The sequence below is a fragment of the Streptomyces violaceus genome (assembly GCF_036014075.1).
Taxonomy (GTDB): domain Bacteria; phylum Actinomycetota; class Actinomycetes; order Streptomycetales; family Streptomycetaceae; genus Streptomyces; species Streptomyces violaceus.
The window spans coordinates 6206702-6232277 of sequence record NZ_CP107911.1 but is presented as its reverse complement, the minus strand read 5'-3'; the positions used below and the strand labels follow the sequence as shown (position 1 = coordinate 6232277).

Here is a 25576-nt window from a genome sequence, read left to right as displayed (position 1 = left end):
GACGGTCGACGACTCCCACTGCGACACGACAGAGCGATGGGCACGCCGGTGTGCCGTTTTCCTCTGCCGTCGCGGTCGCTTCCGCCCCCTTCAACGCATCCACCCACGTGCCGGGCTCCGTTGCGCCCGCGCACGAGCATGCCCCCACCTCTCACTCATGGAGACGTTCTTTGAGACGGGCCAGCAGACACACGTACGCGCGTGTTCCCATAACCTGCGCCATCGCCACCGCGATCGCGTTCGGAACCGCGACCCAGGCGCACACCGCCCCGCAGCAGGCACCGACGCCGCCCTCGAACGCGGCTGACGGGTGGTCCGACCCGGCCGCGCCCCGGATGAAGGCGGACGAGAACGGCGACAAGGACCGCGTTCCCGCCAAGAAGCGCAGCAAGGTGCTCGGCAGCGGCTACGCCAAGTCCTCCGACACCTCGTGGACCACCATCGGTGACGCCACCGGCTTCCACCTCATGACCGCCGACGAGGCCGACGGCTACCGCTGGAAGACCGCCGCGACCCTCGTCGAACCCGGGTTCACCGACACCGACACCTGGATCGGCAACGCCTGCGTCACCGCCTCCGGTGACCGCGCCCTGGTCGCCTATGCGCCGCGCACCTTCACCAACAAGCCCGACCTGATGGCCCGGGGCGCGTTCGCCGCCGCCGTGGATCTCAACTCGGGCGAGGTCACGAAGCTGCCGTTCCAGGCGAGCCTCGCGTACTTCTCGCCCGGCTGCGGCGACGGCGAGCAGGCGGTGCTGTCGCAGTTCACCGACGAGAACATGTCGGACCGGAACGAGACCCGCCTGATCACCGTCGATGCCCGCACGGGTAAGACGAAGAACAAGATCACGGTCAAGGGCCAGGTCACCTCCGCGGTCCCGACCCGAGGCGGCATCGTCGCCGCGCAGGGCAACGCGATCGTCCGGGTCACCGCGGGCGGGAAGACCGAGCTGGTCACGCGTACGGACAACGCGCCCTACAGCCTGTCCGTCACCAAGGACGGCGGCATCGCCTTCCTGGACCGCGCCTACAGCGCCCGGGCCGCGAAGGACGTGCGGGCCCGGGCCGCCAAGGCGAAGCCCGCCGAGGTCGCGTCGGCCGGCACCACCTCCGCGGTCAAGTACCTGACCGGCGGCCAGCTCAAGGGCAAGGCCGTCAAGGCCCGTACGGTCACCGAGGGCGACCTGACCGGCATGGACCTCACCCGCGCCGCCGACGGGACCGCGGTCGTCACCGGCGTGGCCAGGAGCGTCGGCACCCTGCCCGAGGACGTGCGCAACCCGGGCGGGATCGACAAGGACGCCACCGTCTCCACCAAGGCCCGGGCCGTCGTGAACGCCGCGTGGGCCGACGGCAAGGACACCCGTATCCGGCCCTCCGAATACGAGACGGCGCGCACGGCCCGCATCGAGATGAAGCACCTGCCGACCGGCAGCAAGCCCGTGTTCGAGGCCAACCCGGCCGCGTCCCCGGTCGGTTCGGACCCGGCCGAGGGCGCGAACCGCTCCCCGGCCCTCGGCGCCGCGCCCACCACAAGCGGTGGCACCGTGGGCGGCAAGAAGACGTCGCTGCTGAACATCGCCGAGCCGGAGTCGGAGCGCACCTGCGCCGTGGAGCGGGGCAACCCGCAGAAGCAGGCCTTCCAGCCCAAGCCGCGCCAGATCGAGTGGGCGGTCAACCGGGCCATCGAAGGCACCATGGACCAGCACGTGAAGCGGGCCGCCAACTGGAAGAACATGGGCATGGGCGCCTACTCGCCGCAGGCCCTCATCGGCGGCCTCACCCCGCTGTCCGGCGGCGGGCGCATCCCGGCCCAGGTGTTCCTCGGCATCACCGCCCAGGAATCCAACATGTGGCAGGCCACCCGCTTCGCCGCACCGGGCACCACCGCCAACAGCCTCATCGGCAACTACTACGGCCTCGTCCACGACGAGCACGGCCAGGTCGACGACCCCTGGGCCATCAACTGGCGTGCCGCGGACTGCGGTTACGGCATCACCCAGGTCACCGACGGCATGCGGCTGCCCGGCAAGCCGTACCAGAACGGCGAGGTGCGGCCGTCCAAGCCGCGCGCCTACCAGGACGCCGTCGCGCTGGACTACACCGCGAACGTCGCGGCCGGCGTGAACATCCTCGCCGAGAAGTGGAACCAGACCCGCAACGCCGGCCTCACCGTGAACAACGGTGACCCGAAGGGCATCGAGAACTGGTTCTTCGCCCTGTGGGCCTACAACTCCGGGTTCTACCCGCAGGCGGACGCGGGCAAGAACGCGGGCAAGTGGGGCGTGGGCTGGGCCAACAACCCGGCCAACCCCACCTACAAGCCGAACCGGACTCCGTTCCTGGAGAACGAGAACGGCGGCGACGACTACTCCCACGCCGCCAAGCCGCAGTTCTGGCCGTACCCGGAGAAGGTCATCGGGTGGGCCGCGCGCCCGCTGGAGGCCCTGGAGGCGCCGGGCACCCTCGTCCACGGTTTCCGGCCGGCCTGGTGGACCGAGCCCATGTTCCGCACCCTGGCCAAGCCGCCGGTCGCACTGTTCTGTGACGGCTCCATCGAGTGCGACCCGGGCAAGATCAAGGAAGGCGCGTCGAACGACTCGCCCGCGTCGGGTCCCTGCCAGCGTTCGGACTTCCGGTGCTGGTGGAACAAGAAGGTGGAGTGGAAGAACTGCCCAGCCGGTGCCTGCGGCAACGAGATCTTCCGCTTCAACAACACCTACCCGGAGGAGGCGGACGGCAACTCCCACCCGCCCCGCTGCGATTCCGGTCTCCCGAGCGGCACGTACATCGTCGACAACGTGAACTCCGGTCAGCGGATCGCGGGCAAGGACGGCAGACGCTGCTTCGACACCGGCCAGTCGGCCGGATCGTTCAAGTTCGACTTCGCCACACCCTCGGCCAAGATGGACACCCATCAACTCGGTGTGGGGTACGGCAACCACACGTGGTTCTCCACCACCCGTAAGGCCAGTTCCCCGGGGACGGACCAGCGGCTGAAGGCCACCGGCACCTGGACCGGCCCCAGCGCCGTCAAGGGCTGGACCCGGGTCCTGGTCCACATGCCGAACGTGGCCGCACGGTCCCAGCAGGCCAAGTACACGGTGTCGGGAACCAACAGCACCTCTCCGCACCGTGTCGCCCCGCAGCGGATCCGCAGCAACGAGTGGCGCTCGCTCGGTGTCTTCAACTTCACCGGAACCCCGTCGGTGGCCCTGTCCAACATCACCGATGAGGCTCCGGGCGTCGACATCGCCTGGGACGCCGTCGCCTTCCAGACGCTCGGCGCCAACCCCACGCACGTGGTCGGCATGGGCGACTCCTTCGCCTCCGGCGAAGGCGCCGACAACGAGGGCGGCAAGGACTACTTCCGGGAGACGGACTACAAGGAGGACCTCGGCGACAGCGAGGTCCTCAACAAGTGCCACCGCTCCAAGCAGGCCTGGATCCGGCAGGCGACCCTGCCCGGCAGGTCCCAGTCCATCGGTACGATCTCCGACGACCACGGCAATGTCGACCTGAGCTTCATCGCCTGCTCGGGCGCCCGCACCTACAACATCTGGACGGGCGGCAAGAACCAGTGGAACTCGCTGCCGCAGATGGACCTCGGCTACCTCGACCAGAACACGGACATCGTGACCATCGCCATCGGCGGTAACGACTCCCTGTTCACGGACGTGTTCAACGAATGCGTCTGGGCAGCCGGCCTGAAGCTCTGCCAGAACGCCGAGATCGAGAAGCGGAACCCTGACACGGGCGACAAGACCGGCGAGATGACCGGTCCGCTCAAGGACTTCATGCCCAGCTGGCTCGCCAACCAGGTCAAGCCGCGGATCGCCAAGGTGCTCGACCAGATCAAGGCCCGTGCCACGAACGCCAAGGTCTACCTCGTGGGCTACCCGCCGCTGCTGTCCGGGAACGGCCAGTGCATCCCGGGTATCGGAACCGAGGAGGCGCCGTGGCTGAACGACGAGGTCGCTCCGAAGCTGAGCCAGGAGATGAAGGCCGCCGCGACGTCGGCGGGAGCCACGTTCGTCGACCCCGCGTCCGACTTCAAGGACAAGGCGATCTGCGGTGACCCCGAATCGATCCACGGTATCGTCACCGACGGCCGGTCCGAGGCGGACAACGATTCGCCCGCCCCGTCGATGAAGTCGTTCCACCCGAAGATCTCCGGCGCCCGGCTCTACGCCAACGCCTTGGAGCGCTCCCTGTAGCACCTGAAGGACCGGCCACTCCGTGGTCACCGTCCGCACACATCCGTGGGCCCCAACACAGCCGTGTTGGGGCCCATCGGCCTGCGAGAGCGAGGAGTTCCGTCATTCGGTACGTACGACATGCCAAGGGCGCCCTGACCGTCGTCGCCGCCACGGCGGCCTGTCACGCCGTCATGTCCGGCGGCTACGCGTGGGCCCGCGACAGCGCACGCGCGAGCGGGGACTCGATGTTCTCCGGCGCCTTCGAGTTCCTCTTCACCATGGCCGCTTCGTGGGCTTTGATGCCCCTGCTGCTGTGGTTCGGCATGCTGGTGCTGCGGGAGACCGGCAACTCCGTGCTCGTCGTCGTCGGCGGGCTGGTCTGGGTGGGAGTCTCGGGATACTTCACCGACAACATCGACCGCGCCGGTGGGCACATACCGGTACTGGCCCTCGCCGCATACGTGCTTCTCGGTACGGCGTTGGCCGGGGCCGGCACGGGCCGCCGCGACTGAGGCTCCGGGGGCGGCCCGCCAGGCCGGAAGGCCGCCCCCGTTCACCCCGTCAGGACTACGGGCATTCCTTCCACGCCAGGTGGTACACCGTGCTGATGTCCCCGTCCGTCGAGTCCATCGTCATGAAGCTGACCTTGTCGGCCGACTGGCTGCCGGCGTTGACCCGGAGTTCGGTGTTGATGTTGAAGTTGCGCTGGACTCCGCAGGGTGCGTAGACCAGTTGGGCCCAGTCCGTCTCGTCGGTGGCCGACCAGTTGTCGTTGAGGGGGCCGGTGAAGGGGTGGTTCTTGTACACCGTGCTCGGTGAGCCCTGGAAGTAGTACGAGGCTCGCTGGGACGCGCTCGCGCCGCGCTGGAGGGCGGCGAAGCCGCGGTAGTCCGCGCTCGCGATGGCGTAGGTGAAGCCGCCGGGGACGTGGACCTTCAGATTGAGCTGGCAGTTCCTGCGGAAGGCGGTCGGGTCGGAGTTCCCGCCGGCCTGGGCGAGGTAGTCGCTGTAGGTCACCGTGAAGGCGGTGTTGTCCTCGGAGACGGCGACCGCTGCCGTGCCCTGCGGACAGCCGGAGCCGTTCACCGTGGCGACCTGGATGATGATCTTGTCCGGGGGCGGGTCGTCGAACCCGGAGGACGGGGATGTTGCGGGGAGTGCGCTGGTGAGGAGCGCGGCTACCGCGCCGCTCAGGAGCAGGCCACCGGCCATGGTTCTCCCATCGGTTCGTGGGGGGTGGATCATGAAATGGGCATGCGCATGTCAAGATCACAGTACGTGACCGCGCACGCACCCCCGGCCTGTGACCATTCCATGGAGTTGCTGTGAAGGTCGGGAGCGGTCGCATCGTACGCAGGGCGGGAGAGGTCGGCCAGGGCGCCCTCCGGCCATTCACAGTGGCGGGATTTCGCACCGGGCACCGGCGGACGCATAAGGTGCGGTACCAGAGCGTCAGACCGAGGACACCCCGAGGACGCGATGAGGATCACGCAGGGACCCGTCCCCCGGACCACGCGCGGCCGCGGACCGTCAGGGGTTCTCCCAGGCCGCCGGTTCCGCCGCCAGCCGCTCCACCTGCTCGGGCAGCGCGCCGGCCGCGAGGTCGGCGACCGTCACGCCCTCCAGGATCCTGCGCACATTGGCCCGCAGGGCGATCCACAGCGGCAGCAGCGGCTCGGCGGTGCCGCTGTAGGCGAGGCCGGTCGGCCGCTCGCCGCGCACCGAGACGATCGGTCCGTCCACCGCCCGGATCACGTCCGCGACCGTGATCTCCGAGGCCTCCCGGGCCAGCCGGTAGCCGCCGCCCCCGCCCCGCCGGCTGTCGACGACACCCCCGCGCCGCAGATCGCCGAGGATCCCCTCCAGGAACTTGTGGGGGATGTCCTGCGCGGTGGCGACGGCCTCCGCCTTGACGGGCCCTTCCTCCTGGCGGGCGGCCAGCTCCACGACCGCTCGTACCGCGTAGTCCGCACGTGCCGAGATCCTCATAGGACCATTGTCGCGGTCGGGCTGTGGACAATGACGCACAGCACCACCCAGGCACCACGTCAGCACCACGCACACGTAAGCACCACGCACGGCACGGCAGCACAACAGGAGGCGCTCCCTTGGAGCTCAGCAGGCGTACCTTCCACGCTCTCGCCGGCACGGCGGCGCTCGGCTTCGCGCTGACCGGCAGCGGGTCGCCGACCTCCGCCCATACGGCACGGACCGCGCCCACGGGCCCGCCGCCACCGGTGCCGAGCGCCGACGGCAAGCGGCACCGGATCGGCTTCGACCGGTACTCGCTGCTGGTCGACGGCCGCCGCCTGGTGCTCTGGTCGGGCGAGATGCACCCGTTCCGGCTGCCGAGCCCGTCCCTGTGGCGGGACGTGCTGGAGAAGATGCGTGCTCATGGCTACAACGCCGTCAGCGTGTACGTCGCCTGGAACTACCATTCCGCCGCCCCCGGCCGGTACGACTTCACCGGGGTGCGCGATCTGGACCTGTTCCTGCGGATGGCCGCCGAGACCGGGTTGTACGTGATCCTGCGGCCCGGCCCGTACATCAACGCGGAGGTCGACGCCGGCGGCTTCCCCGGCTGGCTGACCGCCACCGAGGGCACGGCCCGGACGTCCGACCCGACGTATCTGAAGTATGTCGACGAGTGGCTGACCGCCGTCAACGCCATCGTCGCCAAGCGCCTGTTCACCCGGGGCACGGGCACGGTCCTGCTGTACCAGATCGAGAACGAGTACGACGCGCACGTCGACGAGCCGGCCGGGCGCGCCTACATGTCGTACCTGTACGAGAAGGTCCGCGCCGACGGCATCGACGTACCGCTGTTCCACAACGACAAGGGGCGGAACGGGCACTGGGCCCCGGGCTCGTTCGGCACCGGCGGGGAGAAGGGGCGCTGGCTGTACGGGTTCGACGGGTATCCGGAGCCGGCCGAAGTGCCGTCCGACTGGGGGCACTTCGGGCCCGGCGGGGCGAAGGGCGGGGCCACGGCCAGTCCTCGGACGCCCGGGTTCGTGCCCGAGTTCGGCGGGGGCTGGTTCGACCCGTGGGGCGGGTCCTGGTTCGGCGGGAAGGGGTACGCCGAGTCGCGCCGGACCCGGGACGCGGCGTACGAGCGGCGCTTCTATCTGACCAACCTCGCCAACGGCATCACGCTGCACAACGTCTACATGACGTTCGGCGGCACCTCCTGGGGCTGGCTGCCCGCGCCGGCCGTCTACACGTCGTACGACTACGGCGCGGCCTTCGACGAGGCCCGCAACGCCACCCCCAAGCTCGCCCCGATGCACCAGATCGGGCAGCTGGTGCGCCACCTGCCCGACCTCGCCAAGCTGAACCGGGCGAAGGCCGTGCGCGCCACCGACAAGCGGGTCAAGGTCTACCCCCTGACCAACCCCGACACCGGCGCCCACTTCTACGTCCTGCGCAACGACTCCGCAGAGGCGGTCTCGGTGACGCTGCCGGACGCCGGGATCGATGTGCCGGTCATGGTCCCGGCGCGGGACGCCAAGCTGATCGCCGCCGATCTGAGGCTCGGGAAGCGGACGCTGGTGCACGCCACCGTGCAGCCGATGCTGAGCCTGACCGCCGGGCGGCAGGACATCGCCGTGTTCGCGGGCCGGCGGGGCGATCTCGCGCAGGTCGTACTGGACTGCCCCGACGAGCCGACGCCCATGCGGCTGGACGCGGAGCCCGCATGGTCCTGGAACCTCAACAAGCTGAACATCACCGCTCCGCTCGGCGCCGGCGGGCTGAGCCGGGTGCGGGTCGAGGGCGACGGCGTGGACACGCCGATGCTGGTGCTGTTCGCCGACGACGCGACCGCCCTGCGGCTGTGGCCCTACGAGACGCCGTCCGGCGCGCTCCTCGTCTACGGTCCCGCCCTGCTGCGGTCGGCGACCCTGCGCGGCTCCACGGTCCACCTCACCGGCGACACCACCGGCGCGACCGGCCTCGAGGTGTGGGGGCCGCGCGGGATCACCCACGTCACCTGGAACGGGCGCCCGGTGCCCGTCCGGCTCAGCGCCTCCGGCAGCCTGCTGGCGCTCCGGCCGCTCCCCGGGGTGACCCGGCCCGCCCTGCCCGCGCTCGACGGCTGGCGGCGGCGGACCGAGAACCCGGAGGCCGAGCCCGGATTCGACGACTCCGGCTGGACGGCGGCCGACAAGACGACCTCGTTCAGCACGACGCCGGTGCCCGACGGGCAGCCCGTCCTGTTCGCCGACGACTACGGCTTCCACTACGGCGACGTCTGGTACCGGGGCGAGTGGACGGACGCGAACGGCCTGGGCTCCGTGTCCCTCGCGTACAGCACGGGCACACAGGGCCTGCTGATGGCCTGGCTGGACGGCGAGCCGCTGGGCACGCACCGGATGCCGGTACCGGACAAGAGCCGGGCGCGGCAGGGGACGTGGACGGCGAAGGCCGTCTTCGCCCTGCCGGAGAAACTGCGGAAGAAGTTCCGTGAGGACCGCGAGAGCGGTGACCGGCACGTCCTGTCCGTGCTCGTCCGGCCGATGCAGCACGACATGGACGGCAAGGCGCTCGACACACACAAGGCGGCGCGCGGCCTGACCGCCGTCACCTTCGAAGGCGCCTCCCCGAAGGTGAAGTGGCGCGTCCAGGGCGCGTCCACGCCCGACTCCGTGCGCGGGCCGATGAACAACGGCGGGCTGCACGGGGAGCGCGAGGGCTGGCATCTGCCCGAGCACGACGACGAGGACTGGAAGGACGCCGCGCTCCCCCGGGCCGACCGGCGGCAGGGCGTCACCTGGTACCGGACGGACTTCCGGCTGGACGTGGACCCGGGCGTCGACGCCTCGATCGGGCTCGTCCTCGACGACGACCCGGGCCGGGCCTACCGCGCGCAGATCTTCCTCAACGGCTGGAACCTGGGTCAGTACATCAACGACGTGGGGCCGCAGCACACCTTCGTGCTGCCGAACGGGATCCTCCGCACACGTGGTGCCAACACACTGGCGTTGGCGGTGCTGTCGGACGGCACCACGCCTTCCGGTCCGGGGGATGTGCGGCTGACCCTGCTGGGCGCGGCTGCCGGAGGGGTGCCGGTCACCCCGGTGTGACCGGATCGAGGCGTCCGCGCGCATTGCCTTCTCCGGCGGGCTGGGCCAACGTGTTGCACCGCATCCGCCGAAGAGGGAGGGGAACCTCGTGCGAAGACGGCGTTTCATCAGCGGATTAGTGGGGGCCGGGGCGGGTTTCGGACTCGCCTCGGCAGGGCCGGCCGCCGCGAGCGTCCGGGACAGCGGCGCACCACGAGAGTGGGGGGCCGTCACCGCCCCGCAGGCCACCGGGGCCGCGCAGTTGATCGACGTGGCGGCCTCGGGGCCCTCACTGGCCTGGGCCGTGGGCGAGGAGGGCCGCAGCGGCAGCGTTCGGGGGACGGCGCTGGCCCTGCTGTGGGACGGCACGTCCTGGCGGCGCACCGGCCCCGGCTTCGGCGGCCATCTCGGCTCCGTCGCCGCCACGCCCGACGGCTCCGCCTGGGCCGTCGGCACCGATACGGCGGGCACCGCCCGGCTTCTCGCCTGGAACGGCACGGCCTGGCAGGAGGCCGGCTTCCCCGGGCGCGGGGCGGCCGGGACCTCCCTCACCGGGGTCGCGACCGGCCCCTCGGGCCAGGTCTGGGTCTCCGGCCGGAACAGCGACGGCTCGGTGCTGCTGCACGGCGACAACGGCCGCTGGACCTGGCTGCCGGCACCCCCGGCCACGACCACCGTCGCACCGACCGGCGTCCACCGCGCACCGTGCGGCGACCTCTACGTCTACGGCCATGAGCTCGTCGCCCGCTGGGCCGGTGGGGCCTGGACCGTGCTGCCGGCGCCCGGCGGCATCCGTGCCTCCTTCACCGGGCTGCTCCCGGTCGCCCCGGACGACATCTGGCTGACGGGCTACGACTACGGCGTCGGCGGCCCGCCCGGCAAGCCTCCGGGCGTCCGGCTGCTGCACGGGGACGGCAACGGCTGGGAGAGCGTGACGGCACCGTTCGGCGTCGGCATGCTGACCGGCATCGTGGGCGACGCGCGGGGCCGCCCCGACCGCATCGCGGGCTGGGACTTCTGGGACCAGACCCGGGCCCACTACCTGCGGTGGGACGGCACGGCCTGGGTGAGCGAGCGGGGGCCGGTGGCCACGACCCCCGTCGTCATGAACGCCATCGCGTCCGTGCCCGGTTCAGGTGGTTCGGGCGGCTACTGGGCGGTCGGCACGACGTCCACCTCGCCATCCTCGTCCGCCCTGCCCCGCATCGAACGCTGACCTGTCCGGCTCTTCTACGCCAGCCGGATCACGTTCCAGGACAGCGGCTCCAGGAGGGTGCTCAGCGTGCCGTCCTGGAGAGCCGTGCCCTCGACCGGGTGCGGGGCGACCCGCTCGGGGTCTTCGAGGGTGTTGCGGGCGTCGGGGTCGGCGTCCGCGAGGGCGCTGTGCTCGACGACCGACGACAGGCCGAGACCGCTCAGGGAGACCTCGAGCGGAAGCGCCTCGGTGCGGCTGCGGTTGACGGCGAACACGGTGACCGTGCCGTCCTCGGCACGTACGGCGGTGGCGTGCAGCAGGTCGGCCTCGCCGTACTTCTTCGTCTCGTACGTCGGTGAGTCGACGCGGACGTCGAGGACCTGGCCGCGGCCGTACCGGCTCGCCTGCGCGAACGGGAAGAACGTGGTCTGCCGCCAGGCCGGGCCGCCCGGCTCGGTCATGATCGGCGCGATGACGTTGACGAGCTGGGCGAGGCAGGCGACCGTGACGCGGTCGGCGTGCCGGAGCAGGGCGATGAGGAGCGAGCCGAAGACGACCGCGTCCATGACGCTGTAGTTGTCCTCCAGCAGGCGGGGGGCCTCCGGCCAGTCGTCCTGTTCGAAGGTCTTGGCGTGCGCCTCCCAGCGGGAGAGGTACCAGACGTTCCACTCGTCGAAGGAGAGGTTGATCTTCTTCTTGGACTTCAGCCGGGCGCCCACGTGGTCGGCGGTCGCGACGACGTTCTCGATGAAGGACTCCATGTCGACGGCGGAGGCGAGGAAGGAGTCGATGTCGCCGTCGTGCGGTTCGTAGTAGGCGTGCAGCGAGATGTAGTCGACGAGGTCGTACGTCTCCTTGAGGACCGTCGCCTCCCACTCGGCGAAGGTCGGCATGGACTGGCTGGAGGAGCCGCAGGCGACCAGTTCGACCTTCGGGTCCTGCTGGCGCATGGCGCGGGCCGTCTCGGCGGCGACCCGGCCGTACTCCTCGGCCGTCTTGTGGCCGGTCTGCCAGGGGCCGTCCATCTCGTTGCCGAGGCACCAGAGCCGGATGCCGAAGGGGTCCTTGTCGCCGTGGGAGACACGGAGGTCGGACAGGGCGGTGCCCTCGGAGTGGTTGGCGTACTCCTGGAGTTCGAGGGCTTCGGCGACGCCGCGGGTGCCGAGGTTGACGGCCATCATGGGTTCGGCCTGCGGGCCGACCTTGCGGAGGAAGGCGATGTACTCCGAGAGGCCGAAGCGGTTGGACTCCGTCGAGTGCCAGGCGAGGTCGAGGCGGCGGGGGCGGGATTCGGCCGGGCCGACCGAGTCTTCCCACTTGTAGCCCGAGACGAAGTTGCCGCCGGGGTAGCGGATGGCGGTGACGCCGAGTTCCCTCACGAGGTCCAGGACGTCCTGGCGGAGGCCGGCTTCGTCGGCTGTGGGGTGGCCGGGTTCGAAGACGCCGGTGTAGACGCAGCGGCCGAGGTGTTCTACGAAGCTGCCGAAGAGGCGAGGGTTGACCTCGCCGACTGTGAATGCGGGGTCGAGGGTGAAGCGGGCCTTTTGCATTTTCGCCTTTCGGGGTGGGTCGTTCTGTTCGGTGGCGGCTGCGGGTGCGTGGGGGCTGGTCGCGCAGTTCCCCGCGCCCCTGAAGAAGGGGCGTTTACTGCCCTGCCAGGCCTGTATGGGCGACGCCCGCCACTATCTGCCTCTGGAAGAACACGAAGACGATGATCAGGGGCAGGCCCGCCATCAGGCCGCCGGCCATGAGTTGGGCCCATTGGATGCCGTAGGAGTTCATGACGGTCGCGATGCCGTTCGGCATGGTCATCAGGTCCGGGTTGTTGGTCACCATGTAGGGCCAGAGGAAGTTGTTCCACGAGGCGATGAAGGTGAAGATGCCGACCGCCGCGAGGGACGGGCGGGAGAGCGGGAGGACGATGGTGAAGAAGACCCGCCAGCGGCCCGCGCCGTCGATGAACGCGGCCTCCTCCAGTTCGCGCGGGATGCCCTGGAAGAACTTGTAGAGGATGTAGACCATCGCGGCGGGTGCGCACTGCGGCAGGATCATGCCCCAGTAGGTGTCCACCATGCCCATCTGCTGGACGGTGGTGAACAGCGGCACGCCGAGGACCGCCGGGGAGATCATCAGGCCCGCCATGACCAGGCCCATCAGGGCGTTCTTGCCGCGGAACTCGGTGCGGGCGAAGCCGTATCCGGCGAGTGCGCTCGTCAGGAGGACCACGGATGTCACGCAGACCGAGACGACCAGGGAGTTCACGAACCAGTTGGTGATGTTGCCGGTCTCGAAGAGGGCATTCCAGGCCTGGCCCGTCCAGTCCCTTGGGAGCCAGTGCGGGGGGACCTCCACCGCCTCGGTCTCCGACTTGAGCGAGGTGAACAGGCCCCAGGCGAAGGGGGCCAGGAAGACGGCGGAGACGGCGGTGCCGAGGAGGGTGAGCACGATCTGGCTGGGCGTCCACGGCTTGCGGGGGTGCGCGGCTGTGGTCATCGGGCGGCCTCCTCACGGTTGCGCAGCAGCCACATCCGGGCGAGGGCGACGGCCGCGATGATCACGAAGAAGATGACGGAGATCGCGGAGGCGTAGCCCACGCGGTAGCTGGTGAAGCCCTCTTCGAGGGTGTACTGCACGAAGGTGCGGGTCGATCCCTCGGGGCCGGGGAGGAAGTCCATCATCACGACGGCCTGGTCGAAGACCTGGAGCGAGGCCAGGATCTGGAGCGCGATGACGAGCCCCGTGATGTTGCGCAGCATCGGCAGGGTGATGTGGACCATGCGGTGCCAGGCGTTCGCGCCGTCCAGTCTGGCGGCCTCGTAGAGGTGGCCGGGGATGCCCTGGAGCGCGGCGAGGTAGAGCAGGAAGCTGAAGCCGACCGTCCACCAGAGGGTCTGGATGACGATGGCGAGCATCGCGTAGGACTTGTCGGTCAGCCAGGGTGTCTCGATGCCGAAGACGTGGTTGATCATGCCGGTGCCGGGGTTGAACAGCCACTGCCACAGGTTGGCCGCGACGGTGGAGGGCAGCAGGAAGGGGGCGAAGAAGCACAGCCGCCACAGCCACTTGCCGCGCTCGATGTGGTGGGCGAGCATCGCGAGGAGGAACGCGAGGACCGTGATGCAGGGGACGACCAGGAGCGTGAAGTACGCGCTGTGGCCGAGGGAGTCCCACACCAGCGGGTCCTTGAGGGCCTCGCGGTAGTTGTCGAGGCCGACGAAGCTCGCGCCCTCGCCCGAGATGTTGGCGTCGGTGAAGCTGAGGTAGACGCCGCGCAGCAGCGGCCAGATCACGAACAGGGTGAAGAGCGCCAGGAACGGGGCGACGAACCAGCCGCCGTGCTGGAAGCCCTGCCCACGGCGGAGGCCGGCGCTGGCGGCGGCGGTCTTCGCACGTGCGGGTGCGGCGATGGTCTGGGCGCTGGTCGCCGTCATGCGGCCGCACCTCCTTGTGCGGCGGTCCGGCCGTCCATGGGGTTCTTCATGGCGAGCAGCTGGGTGAGCGCGCTCTTCATCCGGCGGGCGGCGGTCTCCGGCTTGCTGGAGCCCATCGTCGAGGAGACGACGATGGGGCCGACGCGCTGGGCGAGGATGCCGGTGGAGCCCGCGAACCAGACCTTCGGTTCGGTGGCCTGGTGGTCCATGGCCGACGCGTACTCGCTCTGCGGGTTCAGGTCCTTGTACGCGGTGGTGGAGAGGGTCGGCGTGTAGGCGGGGATGTGGCCGCCGGCCGCCCATTGCCGGGCGTGGGTGACGACGTAGGCGGCGAGTCGGTGTGCGGCCTCGTTCGTGGCGCCGCCGCGGTCGGACTGGTGCGGCAGGACGAAGGCGTGCGACTCGGCGTGGGTGGCCTGCTTGCCGAAGACGGGTGGCAGCGGGGTCGCGCCGTAGTCGAGCTTCGCTCCGGAGTAGACCGGGACCGACCAGTTGCCCTCCCAGACGAAGGGCGCGCCGTTGACGAACTGTTCGGCGCCCGCCGCACCCGCGAAGCCCGGGTTGGCGTACCCGTCGGCGATGTGGCGGCGCAGGAACTCCAGGACCTGGGTGGCCTTGTCGGTGTCGAAGGTGACCTCGGTGTTCGGGCCGTTGAACCAGGTGCCGCCGAGCTGGGTGTAGAAGGCGACGAAGAACCACCACTGGAAGTTCTGGTCGCTGGACCACATACCGATGGTCTGCAGGCCCTTCTTCGTGGCCCGCTTCGCCTCCTTCAGCACGTCGAACCACTCGTCGGGGGAGGTGACCGGCACCATCCGGCCGTCGTCGCCGAGCAGGCCCGCCTTCTTCAGCACGTCCTTGCGGTAGAAGCAGAGCTGGACGTGGATGTCGAGCGGGAGGGCGTAGAGCTTGCCGTCGATGACGGCGCGCTTCCACAGGGCGGGGTTGAAGTCCTCCTCCCGTACGCCGTACTGGGCGAGCAGTCCGACGTCCCAGGGGTCCAGGAAGCGGCCGGGCGAGAAGCCGGTGACCCGGCCCAGGTGCATGACGCCGAGGTCGGGTGCGCGGTTGCCCGCGGCGGCCATGGCGAGCTTGGTGTAGAAGGGGCTGCCCCACTGGAGCGTGGAGTCCTTCACCGCGATGTCCGGGTTGGCCTTACGGAAGGCGTCCAGCATGGCGATCATGTTGGAGCCGTCGCCGCCGCTGAAGAGGTTCCAGTACCGGACGCGGGTGTTCGCGCTGGAGGCGAGTGCGTCGGCGCCGGTGCCGAGTGCGGCGAAGCCGAAGCCGCCCGCGACGGAGAGTCCTCCGAGCCCGCCCAGAAGCTGCCTGCGATTCAGGCCAGGTCGTCCCATTCCCTGCCCTTGCTGTCGGTGTCCAGTGGTCGGCATGTTCGGCGTGCATGTTCGGTATTTCGAAAGATGCTCGTTACTTCGAACGGGACCGTAAAATCGAAGCGCTTCCGCGTCAATGGTGTGGCCGGACTTTGGACACGATGTTCCGGGCAAGAACGGTCGTTCTCCGTTGAACAACGGCCCTCGGATCGCATGACGCGAACACTTTCGGGCGGCTAGTCTCGGACCGCTGCCAAGCCGTCGGCCGGCGGTGAGAAGGGGGAGCGATGGACATCGCGGGCGCGCGGATCAGGGCCGCCCGAGTCAGGGCCGCGCTGAGGCGCTCGCGCACAGGTTCCGCGATGCGCGGCCTGGCCACCGAGCTCGCCGCCAAGGTCCGGGCGAGAGAGCAGTCCCCCACCGACGTACGGTCGTTGTGCCGGGCGCTGTGCGAGGAGATGAGCGCGCGGCGCGGCGGGCGTCCCGTCGAGCTGCGTTTCGAGCGCTTTCCCGACGAGATCGAAGTGACCGGACTGTGGGTCGAGTTCCAGGACTTCGACCTCGTCATCGTCGAGGAGCGGGCCGAGGCGGTGCAGCAACTGGTGATCCTCGGTCATGAGCTGTGGCATCTGCACGCGGGTCACGGGCATCACCAGGGGGCGGGTGCGGCGGCGGCCCATGCCTTCGCCGACCGGCCGGGGTGGGAGGACGGCGCGCTGGCGATGGCGGCCCGCAACGGCTCCCGGGAACGGGACGAGGCCGATGCCGATGCCTTCGGACTTCGGCTGGCGGCGGGGTGCCGGGCACTGCTGCCGGGTGGGCGCGGGCCGGACGTACCCCTCGAACCCGTGCAGCGGTCGCTGGGCTATCGGGGGCCCCGAGGAGGTGCGGCACCGTGACGACGGTGGCGCTGACCCCGGTCGAGTTCGTCAACCAGTTCTATCCGAACTTCTGGTGGATCCCCGCGGGGGTCCTGGCCGCCGCCCTGGCCATCAAGCTGCCGAGCATCATCCGGCTCTGGAAGGACCCGATGCTGCGCGCGGTCGGCGGACTGCTGCTGCTCGCCTGCGCGGTGTTCGTCTTCGTGGCGCCGTCGACGATCGCCCGGGTCAACCGGCTCACCGGGGTGGCGAACTTCTCCGGCCCCTGGGTCTACTCGCTGCTCACCGCGTTCTGCGCCTTCTGCCTGCTGCTGATCATCTCCTGGCGCAACGGCTTGTCCGACCGCTCGGACCGCACCCGGCGGGCGATGCGCGGGGTCGTGGCGGTCTATTCGGGTGTGGTCGTCGCGATGTGGGTGCTGTTCACCCTCGCGGACGTGCCGGTGGAGCGGCTGCGGGATCTCGACACGTACTACGCGAACACCCCGTACATGCGCGAAGTGATCGTGCTCTACCTGCTCGCGCACACCGTGGCCGCACTGGTCACCAACGGGCTGATCTGGAACTGGGTCCGCACGGACGGGCTCGACTCGCTGCTGCGCTGGGGGCTGAAGTTCCTCGGCGTGGGCTACACGGCGCAGTTGTTCTTCGACGCCGCCAAGATCAGCGCCGTGGCGGCCCGTTGGTCCGGGCGGAATGTGGACTGGCTGAGCACGGCCGTCGCCCCGCCGCTCGCCTGCCTGTCCGCCGTGCTCATCGCGGTCGGCTTCATCCTCCCGCACGCCGGGCAGTACCTGCACGGCCGCTGGCACGTCCGGCTCGCCCACCACGAACTGCGGCCGCTGTACCTGCTGATGAAGACGGTCAACGGCACAGGGGTCCCGTTCCTGTTGCGTGCGACGCCGGAGCTGCGACTGGTCCGCCGGGAGACGTTCATCCGCGATGTGCTGCTGCCGCTCGCCCGGCACATCGACGAGGACCGGCGCGAACGGTTCCACGACGCCGCCCTCGCCCTCGGCCACCCGCCCGACCTGGCGAGGGCACTCGGCGCCACCGCGGCGATCCTGGACGCGATCGACGCCAGGAACCGGACACGGGAGGACGACGGCACCGGTGCCCGTGACACCACGGACCTGCTGCGCGAGATCGGCGCCGTGTCCCGGGCCCTGCGCCGCACGGAGGACCTCCGGGCGATCCGCGCCCTGGCACCTGACCACACGGACGGCAAGTCGCTCACCGGCTGATGTCCCCGGGGTTGCCCCCGGCGGCCACGGGTGCCGTGCCCAGCGCGGCCTGTGCCCGTCGCGCCCGGCCGATTCGCGGACGAGACCCGCGCGGGGGGCCACGGGCACGGTACGTGAAGGTACGGTGAGAGCCGTCCGGGACGAGGCCCGCATGGCTCGAAACCGGTGCCGGCGGCCGGTGTTGTCCACCGCACGGCTGTGGCCGGACGTCGGGGAAAGCCCTCAGGGCGGGGGAGCCTTCATGGCTGAGTGCGAGGAGTCGCATGTCGCGTAGAGCTGTCGTCATCGGTGCCGGTCTGGCCGGCATGCTGGCCGCGGCGGCACTGTCCGCCGTCGCGGACGAGGTGGTCGTGCTCGACCGCGACGATCTGCCCGAGGGGCCGGAACACCGCAAGGGCCTGCCGCAGGGACGTCACGCGCATCTCCTCATGGCCGGCGGCCTGGCCTCCATGGAGGACCTGGTGCCGGGCGTGAGCATGCGCAAGCATCTGCTCGCCGCCGGTGCGCACGAGATCCCGCTCGGCTCGGGCATGGTCGCCCTCACGCCCGAAGGCTGGCTCCGGCGCTGGCGTCACCCCGGACCGCGGATGCTGACCTGCACCCGGGCACTGCTCGACTGGGCGGTGCGGGGCGCTGTGCTGGACAACACCGGGGTGGTGATCCGTAAGGCGCGGGTGCTGGAGCTGACGGGGTCGCGGCAGCGGGTGACCGGGGTTCGCCTCTCGACCGCCGCCGGGGAGGAGGAACTCGCCGCCGACTTCGTGGTGGACGCGAGCGGACGCGGCTCGCGGATCGCGACCTGGCTGGAGCGGCTGGGCGTCGACGACGTGCGCGAGAAGACGGTGGACGCCGGCCTGGTGAACGCCACCCGTCTCTACCGCACTCCCGAGGGAGCCGGGCGTTTCCCCCTGACCATGGTGCAGGCCGATCCGTATCAGGGACGGCCCGGCCGCAGCGGCATGGTGCTGCCGATCGAGGGCGACCGCTGGATGGTCAGTCTCGCCGGCACGCGGGGCGGCGGTGAACCGCCGTCCGACCCGGACGCGTTCCTCCGGTACACCCTGGACCTGCCCGACCCCATAGTGGGCCGGCTGATCTCCGGCGCGGAACCGCTCACGGAGGTCCATGTCAGCCGCAGTACCAGGAATCACCGCCGGTACCTGGAGAGTGTTCGCTCCTGGCCCGACCGCCTCGTCGTCCTCGGTGACGCGCTGGCCACGTTCAACCCCGCCTACGGACAAGGCATGTCGGTGGCCGCGCTGGGCGCCCGAGAGCTGGGCCGGGAGCTGCGGAGGTCCGGCCTCGGCGAGCCCGGGCTCGCCCGGCGTGTGCAGCGGCGGGCGGCCAGACCGGTGGAGGCCGCGTGGACGATGGCGGTGAGCCAGGACGTCTGGTACCCCGGGACGCGTGGAGGCTCGCCCGGGGTCGCCAACCGTCTGGTCACCGCCTACACCCGCCGCATGATCCGCACGGCGACCGGCTCGTACACGGCGGCGACGGCGGTCTGGGACGTGATGAGCATGACGACGGGGCCGACGCGGCTGCTACGGCCCTCGACGGTACTGGCGACGCTGAGCGGGCCGCCTTTGCCGACGGCGGTGGGGGCGCCGCTGACGGAGGATGAGCGGACGGTCCTGCGGCGGCTGGACCGGACGGGACGCTGAGACAGGGGCGACCGGGTCCGGTCCGCGCCCCGTCGGCGTACTCACGTGCGGGCGTCTCGGGGGCCGGCCGCCCCCGTCCCGCCCTGTCTGTCGCCCGCCCCCGTCCCGCCGTGTCTGTCGCCCGCCCCTGTCCCCCGTCTGTCGCCGCCCCTGTCCCTCGTCAGCCGGCGAACGCGGGCTGGGCCATGCCCTTCCCCGCCCCCGGCACCACCAACACCGACCCCGCCAGCGCGGGCGGCTCCGTCAGGCCCACACGAGCCGTCGTGATGTACAGGTCGCTCAGCCCGGCCCCGCCGAACGCGCACGCCGTCACCAACGGCACCGGCAGCTCGATCACCCGGTCCAGCTCACCGTCCGGCGTGTACCGCCGTACCGTCGAGCCCTGCCACAGCGCCACCCACACACAACCGTCGGCGTCGACCGTCAGCCCGTCGGGGAAGCCCGCGCCGTCCTCGATCTCGGCGAGGGTCCGCCGGCCGGACAGCCGACCGTCCGCGTGATCGAAGACGTCGACCCGCCGGGTCGGGGAGTCGATGTAGTACAGGAGCCGCCCGTCGGGGCTCCACCCCGTGCCGTTGCTGACGGCCACGTCGTCCAGGACGACGTCGACCGTGCCGTCACCGCCGACGCGGGACAGCGTGCCGCCGCCCGGGGCCTCGTCGTAGCGCATCGTGCCGGCCCAGAGCGTGCCGTCGGGCGCCACGGCGGCGTCGTTGGCGCGGCGGCCGGGCACGGGCTCGTGATGCAGCCAGCGGAACCCGCCGTCGGCGTCACCGTCGAGGAGGCCGATGCCGTCGCGCAGGTTCAGCACCAGCCCTCCGCCCGCGCGTGGCTTGACCGCGCCCACGTGCTGTTCGGTGCGGCGGACCGTGCGGCGGCCGGTGGCCGGGTCGTAGGTGTGCACCCGGGAGCCGAGGATGTCGATCCAGAGGAGGCGGCCGGTCGCCGCGTCCCAGGTCGGGCCCTCGCCGAGCTCGGCCTCGGCCCGTACGGCGACCTCGTACGGCTTCGTCGTCATGCCACGCTCCGGTGGCCGAGGTGCTCGGACAGCTCGGCGGCGCCCTTCGCGGCGAGCTGCTCCAGCTCGGCGCGGCGCTCCTCGCTCCAGCGGATCATGGGCACGGAGATCGACAGGGCGGCGACGACCTGGCCGGTGCGGTCGCGGACCGGCGCGGCCACGCAGCTCACGTCCGGGTTGGACTCGCGGCTCTCCACGGCGAGGCCCCGCTCACGGATCTCGGTCAGGGCCTCGCGCAGGGCGGCCGGGTCGGTGATGCTGTTGGGAGTCATCGCGACCAGCGCGGCGTTGTCGGGGATCCGCGTGGCGAGTTCCTGCTCGGGAAGGGAGGCCAGCAGCATCTTGCCGACGGAGGTGCAGTGGGCGGGCAGCCGGCGGCCGGCCGCCGACACCATCCGCACGGCGTGCGTGGAGTCGACCTTGGCGATGTAGATGACGTCCGTGTCCTCGAGGATCGCCACGTGTACCGTCTCGTCGCAGGTCTCGGCGACGGACCGGGCGACCAGCTGCCCCTCGGCGGCGAGGTCGAGCTGCTCGGCGTAACGGGCGCCGAGCTGGTACGGGCGTACGCCGAGCCGGTAGCGTCCCGGCTGGCCGGGCACCGGGACGATGTACTTCCGGGCGGCGAGCGTGGTCACCAGCTCGTGCACGGTGGTACGCGGCAGCTGCAGCTTGCGCACGATGTCGGGGGCGGAGAGCGTCCCGTCCCCGTCGAGGAAGAGCTCGAGAATGTCGAGAGCCCGGGTCACGGCTGGTACGAGTCGTCCCACGACCGGCCCCTCCCTATGTGTCTCAGGCGCCTGTGTTCGAGATTTCAACAGGCGATCGGCATGACGAACACAGGCTAGCCATAGAGGTTTGGCCGGGCAATGGGCAGACAAGGCAGAGGCACAGCGGGCGGATACCCACGAGCACCCCACGAGCACGTTGCGTGCACATTAAAGTGCCGTATGTGCGGCACGTCACAGGTGCCGCAGAGGCGGGGGGATATCTGTGCGCGACATGACCAAGGGCTCGAACGCGTCCCTGTCGGCCCTGAGCGAGAACGTGAGCTCCGCGATCATCAGCCTGGGCTGGTCCAGCCCGACCGGGGAGGGCGACGCCGATGTGTCCGTCCTGCTGCTGGACGCCGGCGGCAAGGTACGCAGCGACGCCGACTTCTACTTCTACAACAACCCGGTGGCGGCCGACGGCAGCGTGCAGCTCCTGGGCAAGGAGCCGACGGGGGACGGCAGCGAGGACCGGATCAGCTTCGACCTGACGGCGGTCCCGGCCGATGTGGAGCGGATCGTCGTGGCCGCGAGCCGCTACGAGGGAGCACGCTTCGGGGCATGGGCAGCGGCCGGGGCAGCGCCGAGTCCGGCTTCATCCGCAGTGTCGACGACGCCGTGCAGCGGTTCCACTCCTCCGTGGTGGTCCACCTGGACGCTCCGGCATCCGGGCGTACGGCGGCGAAGGAGCGGGCCGCGGTGTGAGAGCCGGGCGGCGGTCGTCATCGCCGGGTGTGCCGCCCGGAGGGCTCACCGTCGCCCGCGCATCGCCCCCAACTGCCCTCGCAGCCGCTGCGCCCGCAGCACCAGTTCCAGTTCGAACCGGCGGTCGGGGTTGTCGATCTCGTCGCCCCACAGTTCCCGGATCTGGCGCAGGCGGTAGCGGACCGTCTGGGGATGGACGCCCAGGCGGGTCGCGACCTCCGGGGCTCCGCCCCTGGTCTCCAGCCAGGCCAGGAGCGTTTCCGCGAGGCGGCGGCCGTGGGTGGGGCCGCAGTGGGTCAGGGGGGCCAGGCATCTCAGGGCCAGGTCCTCGATGAGTTCCTCCGGCTGGAGGAGGACCAGCGCCTCGGTGTGCTCGGTGCAGTAGAGGACCTCGCCCGAGGGGAGCAGCTCCCGTTCCATCAGGCGTACCGCCGCCTCGGCCCAGCGCAGCGACTTCGCAGCGTCGGCGAGCGGTACGGGCGGGCCGATCGCGCCGGACCAGCCGGCCAGGGCCCGGTGCAGCAGCTCGGGGCGGCCTGCCGCGCCCGGGTCGGGCACGACCATGCGAGGCTGCTCGTACTCCATGTCGAGCAGCACGCCCTGGCCGACCGCGGGGGCCATGGCCTCCCGGGCGGGGCGCAGCAGGACTCCGACCGCGACCTTGGCCGGCAGCGGCCAGCCGATCCGGGCGGCCCGTTCGGTGAGGGCCTCGGCGGGGTCGCCGCGGTGATGCTCGGCGAGGAGCAGTTCCATCAACCGGCGCTGCAGGCGCAGGCGTTCACCGGCCTGGCGGGCCGCCGCCTCGGCGTAGCCGCGCACGGACTGGTCGACGAGGCCGTCCAGGTACTCGTAGCCCGCGTCGACGAGTTCGTACATCGCCGGGGGCGGGATCTCCACGCGCTGGCCGATGTCGGCGAAGCGGCGCCAGGCCAGGCGTACGCCCATGCGGTAGATGGCCTGGAGGGAGTCGAGCGAGCGGCCGTTCAGGCCCTCGCCGCGGCCGAAGTCCTGGAAGACGCCGGGCGGGACGGTGGGCCGCCCCTCCGAGTGTTCCAGGTGCTGCACGAAGACCTCGATGGCGCGGCGGATGCCGACCAGGGCCATGGGCTCGCCGGAGTCGTCGAGGACGACGGGCAGATGGGGGTACTCGCGCTGTATCTCGCAGAGGATCTCCTCGGCGAGCGCGGGTGCCTCGGCCATGGCGATCGCCGCGAACCGGCGCACCTGGAAGCGCGGTACGTCGTGCCAGGCCGAGCGCGTGGTGACGGTTCCGGTGCGGGCGGCCGTCACCGTCAACTCCCCTGGTCCGCTTGCTCGTACGTGATCAGGGGTGTGTTCGGCTGGTCGGGTGTGGCCTGGAGCAGCGCGACCACGCCCAGCGCGGCGCCCACGGCAAGGGCGGCGGCGAGCGCGACGGTCAGCGCGGCAGCGAGCAGTCTCGACATCGCAGGGTCAGCCTCTCTGTCCGGATTCGTCCGGAGATCGTCCGGAGGTTTCCCCACCCCGGCACCCCGTCCCTGCCTGTCGCGCCCAGTTTCAACAAGCATTGACACCCCGTCAAGAGGCGCCTACGGTTCCCGGCCCAGCCGCACGCGCTGTTTTCTCCGCCGTGCCGGCCCTCTCGTACGTCGAGCCGTCCCAAGCCACTGGAGTGCCCGGATGCGCCGTACAACCTCTCCGTTTTCCCTGGTCCTGCTGGGTCTCGGCACGTTCCTGCTGGTGCTGGCGCCCCTGCTCGCCTGGTACGTGCAGCCGCGTGCCGCGGTGAATCCGACCGACATCGACACGACCGCCGTCTACACCGGGCGGGGCAGCGTCTTCGACACTGACCGGATCGAGACGGTGCCCGACCGGAAGATCACCGTGACCCAGCGGGTCCGGGGCAATGTCGAGGACAGCGAACGCAGCGGCAAGGCCGTCTGGGACGTGATCACCACGGTCGACACCGACAAGTCGCTGCCGGCCGCCGATCCGCACGACGCGCTGGACTTCACGCCGCACCGCTGGGTGATGGACCGGAAGACCACCCGGCCGGTGCACTGCTGCGGGGAGAAGCCGTACATCGAGGGCGAGGCCTATCTGAAGTTCCCCTTCAACGTGCAGAAACGCTCGTACCAGTGGTGGGACAACACCCTCGGCGACACCGTCGTCCTGCGCTACCGGGGCACCCAGAAGGTCCAGGGCTACACGGGCTACAAGTTCACCGGCTCGGTGCCGCCGACCAGGACCGGAACGCGGATGGTGCCCGGCAGCATCGTCGACCAGCCGGACCGCCCGCAGGTGCTGGCCGAGGAGTGGTACTCCAACCACGGGTTCGAGCTGGTCGTCGACCAGGCCACCGGCCGCGTGATCTACGCGCAGACCGGGCCCAGGCGAACCCTGCGGGCGCCGGGCGGGAAGAAGGACGCGGCGGTGCTGCTGGACAGCCGGAAGGTCTCGTTCACGACCGCCACCCAGAAGGAAGCGGTGCGGCAGGCCAAGCGGGACAGCGGCCAACTGCGGCTGGTGGGCGAGACGTTGCCGATCGGGGCGGCGATATCCGGCTTTGTGCTCGTGGTGGTGGGTGGTGTTCTCGTGGCGCGTGGGCGGAAGGAGCCGGAGCAGCCTGTTCCATCCGAAACGCCCGATACACCCCAGCCCACCCTCACGATGTGATGTGACGTCAGCTCTAACAAAGCCCGAAATTGTCACGCCGGTGAGTAGCCGTGGCGAACGTCCGGGCGAAAACTGTCCAACCCCACCCGAGCACATCCCGTCCACACTCCCCTCCCAGGAAGAGCTCAGGCCCCCCACAGGCCGACTTTTCCGAGACTCCCCTCAGACTCCCCTTCGGACAGACCCCCACGTTTTTCCCCACGCTGAGTTCCGCACCCCGAGACGAGTTGGAGCACCCATGCCCCAGCACGTACCGTCCTCGCTGCGCCCCGCGTCCCAAGGCGCGCAGCGACCCCTTCCGGCGCTCCCCCCACATCCGCGCCGGATCGTCTTCCTCGCCCATCGTGACCTGGACAACCCGTCCGCCGGCGGCTCCGAGCTGCTGGTCGACAAGCTCGCCGACGGGCTGACCCGGCTGGGCCACCAGGTGACCCTGCTGTGCGGAGGCCCCGCGGCCTTCCGTGACTACCGGGTCGTGTCGGCGGGCGGCCCGTACGGGCACTATCTGCGCGCCCGTTCCGCCTTCGCCCGCCAGGTCGGCGACTGCGATCTGCTGGTCGAGGTGTGCAACGGCATGCCGTACCTGGCGCCGTTGTGGCATCGCGGTCCCACCCTGTGTCTGGTCAACCACGTCCATACGGATCTGTGGAAGATGCGCTTCGGCGGGCCGCTGGCCCCGGCGGCGCGGATCGGCCGAAGACTCGAACACTGGGCGCTGACCGGTGCGCAGCAGCGGAGCCTGATGGTCGCCGTGTCCTCCTCGACGGCCCACGCGCTGCATGCGATCGGGGTCGAGCGGGACCGTATCCGGGTCGTGCACAACGGGGTCGAGGAGCCGGGGCCCAGAGCCGAGCGCTCGGCCGAGCCGTTGTTCGTCGCCGTCGGGCGGCTCGTCGAGTACAAGCGGATCGATCTGCTGCTGCGGTTGTGGGAGCGGGTGCGGCCGGTGACCGGCGGGCGGTTGGTGATCGTCGGGGACGGGCCGGAGCGCGAGCGGCTGGAGCGGCTGGCCGGGCCCGGTGTGGAGTTCACCGGGTATGTCTCCGAGGCCGAGAAGCACCGGCTGCTGTGTGCGGCCTGGTTGTTGCTGCATCCCTCCGCCGTGGAGGGGTGGGGCCTGGTCGTCACGGAGGCCGCGGCCCGGGAGACGCCGAGTGTGGCCTTCGATGTGCCCGGGCTCAAGGACTCCGTGGTGGATGGTGAGACCGGGGTGCTCGCACAGGGCGAGTCCTCGTTCGCCGCGGCGTGGTGTGCGCTGGCCCTGGCCGGGCGGGAGCGGGAGTTGATGGGGAAGGCCGCTCGGGATCGGGCCGCGCAGTTTCGGTGGGATCGGACGGTGCGGCAGTTTCGGGTGGTGGCCGCGGAGGCGGTGAGGGGCTGGGGGCCGTGAGGCGGCGTACGGTCCGTCGTGGCTTGT

At 70.7% G+C, this 25576-nt stretch carries 20 protein-coding genes and 1 pseudogene; 11 read left to right on the top strand and 10 right to left on the bottom strand.

All coding sequences use genetic code 11. The features are described from left to right. Window positions 1–170 precede the first annotated feature (170 nt). Both OG542_RS28050 and OG542_RS28045 read left to right on the top strand, forming a co-directional pair. Window positions 171–4217: a GDSL-type esterase/lipase family protein gene (locus OG542_RS28050; protein WP_328414312.1), complete on the top strand. Its 4047-nt coding sequence runs from the start codon at window positions 171–173 to the stop codon at window positions 4215–4217. Window positions 4218–4390: 173 nt separating this feature from the next. Further along, window positions 4391–4711: a hypothetical protein gene (locus OG542_RS28045; protein ID WP_328414310.1), complete on the top strand. Its 321-nt coding sequence runs from the start codon at window positions 4391–4393 to the stop codon at window positions 4709–4711. Between the two features lie 55 nt (window positions 4712–4766). Here the strand turns inward: OG542_RS28045 and OG542_RS28040 are convergent, their stop codons facing one another. Beyond that, entirely contained in the window at window positions 4767–5411 is a 645-nt protein-coding gene (locus tag OG542_RS28040) for a DUF4360 domain-containing protein (RefSeq protein ID WP_261679260.1), read from the bottom strand. A gap of 318 nt (window positions 5412–5729) precedes the next feature. After that, window positions 5730–6188: an RrF2 family transcriptional regulator gene (locus OG542_RS28035; protein ID WP_184592257.1), complete on the bottom strand. Its 459-nt coding sequence runs from the start codon at window positions 6186–6188 to the stop codon at window positions 5730–5732. Window positions 6189–6307: 119 nt separating this feature from the next. Between OG542_RS28035 and OG542_RS28030 the strand changes: the two genes are divergently transcribed. Further along, window positions 6308–9283: a glycoside hydrolase family 35 protein gene (locus OG542_RS28030; protein WP_328414306.1), complete on the top strand. Its 2976-nt coding sequence runs from the start codon at window positions 6308–6310 to the stop codon at window positions 9281–9283. Window positions 9284–9401: 118 nt separating this feature from the next. Next, on the top strand, window positions 9402–10478 hold the full coding sequence (locus tag OG542_RS28025) for an NHL repeat-containing protein (RefSeq protein WP_328414304.1): 1077 nt from the start codon (window positions 9402–9404) through the stop codon (window positions 10476–10478). Between the two features lie 14 nt (window positions 10479–10492). On the opposite strand, the gene arfA is transcribed toward OG542_RS28025, so the two are convergent. The 4 genes from arfA to OG542_RS28005 all read right to left on the bottom strand — a co-directional run bounded on the left by arfA (window position 10493) and on the right by OG542_RS28005 (window position 15243). Continuing rightward, window positions 10493–12007, bottom strand: coding sequence for an arabinosylfuranosidase ArfA (gene arfA, locus OG542_RS28020; RefSeq protein ID WP_328414302.1), 1515 nt, complete (start codon window positions 12005–12007; stop codon window positions 10493–10495). A 94-nt stretch (window positions 12008–12101) separates the two neighbouring features. Continuing rightward, window positions 12102–12950, bottom strand: a complete 849-nt coding sequence (locus OG542_RS28015; protein WP_328414300.1) for a carbohydrate ABC transporter permease — start codon at window positions 12948–12950, stop codon at window positions 12102–12104. After that, window positions 12947–13888, bottom strand: coding sequence for a carbohydrate ABC transporter permease (locus tag OG542_RS28010; RefSeq protein WP_328414298.1), 942 nt, complete (start codon window positions 13886–13888; stop codon window positions 12947–12949). The genes OG542_RS28015 and OG542_RS28010 overlap by 4 nt, the downstream gene beginning before the upstream one ends. Further along, window positions 13885–15243 carry an extracellular solute-binding protein gene (locus OG542_RS28005; RefSeq protein ID WP_328414296.1) on the bottom strand — a complete coding sequence of 453 codons (1359 nt, stop codon included), beginning with the start codon at window positions 15241–15243 and terminating at the stop codon, window positions 13885–13887. Before OG542_RS28005 ends, OG542_RS28010 begins: the two co-directional genes overlap by 4 nt. Before the next feature lie 266 nt (window positions 15244–15509). Between OG542_RS28005 and OG542_RS28000 the strand changes: the two genes are divergently transcribed. From OG542_RS28000 to OG542_RS27990, 3 genes are all read left to right on the top strand, one after another. Further along, the gene (locus OG542_RS28000; protein ID WP_328414294.1) at window positions 15510–16121 is read left to right on the top strand and encodes a toxin-antitoxin system, toxin component family protein; all 612 of its coding nucleotides are present in this window, start codon (window positions 15510–15512) and stop codon (window positions 16119–16121) included. Further along, on the top strand, window positions 16118–17347 hold the full coding sequence (locus OG542_RS27995; RefSeq protein WP_328414292.1) for a DUF6545 domain-containing protein: 1230 nt from the start codon (window positions 16118–16120) through the stop codon (window positions 17345–17347). The genes OG542_RS28000 and OG542_RS27995 overlap by 4 nt, the downstream gene beginning before the upstream one ends. 263 nt (window positions 17348–17610) lie before the next feature. Beyond that, complete coding sequence (locus OG542_RS27990) at window positions 17611–19011, top strand: NAD(P)/FAD-dependent oxidoreductase (protein ID WP_328414290.1); 1401 nt, start codon at window positions 17611–17613, stop codon at window positions 19009–19011. A gap of 160 nt (window positions 19012–19171) precedes the next feature. Here the strand turns inward: OG542_RS27990 and OG542_RS27985 are convergent, their stop codons facing one another. Beyond that, a complete protein-coding gene (locus OG542_RS27985) occupies window positions 19172–20029 on the bottom strand; it encodes an SMP-30/gluconolactonase/LRE family protein (protein ID WP_328414288.1) in 858 nt (285 codons plus the stop codon). Further along, on the bottom strand, window positions 20026–20799 hold the full coding sequence (locus OG542_RS27980; protein ID WP_311125523.1) for an IclR family transcriptional regulator: 774 nt from the start codon (window positions 20797–20799) through the stop codon (window positions 20026–20028). Before OG542_RS27980 ends, OG542_RS27985 begins: the two co-directional genes overlap by 4 nt. Window positions 20800–21031: 232 nt before the next feature. Between OG542_RS27980 and OG542_RS27975 the strand changes: the two are divergent. Beyond that, a pseudogene (locus tag OG542_RS27975) lies at window positions 21032–21358 on the top strand (TerD family protein); the annotation flags it as partial. Window positions 21359–21360: 2 nt separating this feature from the next. Further along, on the top strand, window positions 21361–21504 hold the full coding sequence (locus tag OG542_RS27970; protein WP_328418338.1) for a hypothetical protein: 144 nt from the start codon (window positions 21361–21363) through the stop codon (window positions 21502–21504). A 45-nt stretch (window positions 21505–21549) separates the two neighbouring features. Here the strand turns inward: OG542_RS27970 and OG542_RS27965 are convergent, their stop codons facing one another. After that, window positions 21550–22794 (bottom strand): PucR family transcriptional regulator, encoded by a 1245-nt coding sequence (locus tag OG542_RS27965; RefSeq protein WP_184592272.1) that lies wholly within the window; start codon window positions 22792–22794, stop codon window positions 21550–21552. 2 nt (window positions 22795–22796) lie between these two features. Beyond that, window positions 22797–22949, bottom strand: coding sequence for a hypothetical protein (locus tag OG542_RS27960; protein ID WP_184592273.1), 153 nt, complete (start codon window positions 22947–22949; stop codon window positions 22797–22799). 214 nt (window positions 22950–23163) lie between these two features. Here OG542_RS27960 and OG542_RS27955 point away from each other — a divergent pair, with 214 nt between their 5' ends. Further along, the gene (locus OG542_RS27955; RefSeq protein WP_328414285.1) at window positions 23164–24159 is read left to right on the top strand and encodes a DUF3068 domain-containing protein; all 996 of its coding nucleotides are present in this window, start codon (window positions 23164–23166) and stop codon (window positions 24157–24159) included. A gap of 238 nt (window positions 24160–24397) precedes the next feature. Next, window positions 24398–25549: a glycosyltransferase family 4 protein gene (locus tag OG542_RS27950; protein ID WP_328414283.1), complete on the top strand. Its 1152-nt coding sequence runs from the start codon at window positions 24398–24400 to the stop codon at window positions 25547–25549. The last annotated feature ends 27 nt before the right edge of the window (window positions 25550–25576 follow it).